Annotated in this window: 1 pseudogene; it reads left to right on the top strand. The window is 46.8% G+C overall.

Annotation, left to right across the window (positions count from 1 at the left end):
• Positions 1 to 9 precede the first annotated feature (9 nt).
• A pseudogene (locus tag ACQEXR_RS20425) lies at positions 10 to 534 on the top strand (transposase); the annotation flags it as partial.

Genomic DNA, 534 nt, shown 5'->3' with positions numbered 1-534 from the left:
AAGCGAAAAATGATGGCGCTCTCGCAACTTTACTGCATTGACATCTGCGCTTACGCCATCATGAGCAACCACTACCACTTGGTCTTACATATCAATCGAGAGAAAGCCCTAAATCTATCGACTTATGAGGTGGTTGAGCGTTGGCAGCAAGCACACAAACTGCCCAATATCGTATCTCGATGGTTAGAAGGGCAGCTTACCAGTAAGGCCGAGCTTGAAGTGTGTTTAGCGATTATCGAATCTTGGCGTGAGCGACTATGGAGCCTAAGTTGGTTTATGAAAGAGCTTAATTTTGAGATTGCCTGCCAAGCCAACAAAGAAGACCAATGCAAAGGACATTTCTGGGAAAGCCGCTTCAAAAGCCAGGCTCTACTAGATGAACAGGCACTCGCGGCAGCGATGACGTATGTCGATTTAAACCCGCTAAGAGCAGGAATAGCCCAAACACCAGAAACCTCCGATTACACCTCAATTAAAGCGAGGGTTGAGGCATTAAACAATCAGCAAGAGACGGCACCTTGCCTTTACCCGTTT

It is taken from the genome of Vibrio sp. TRT 2004, from assembly GCF_050113735.1.
Classification (GTDB): Bacteria; Pseudomonadota; Gammaproteobacteria; order Enterobacterales; family Vibrionaceae; genus Vibrio.
Note: the sequence above shows the minus strand (reverse complement) of the source record. Positions and strands in the feature narration are given on the sequence as shown.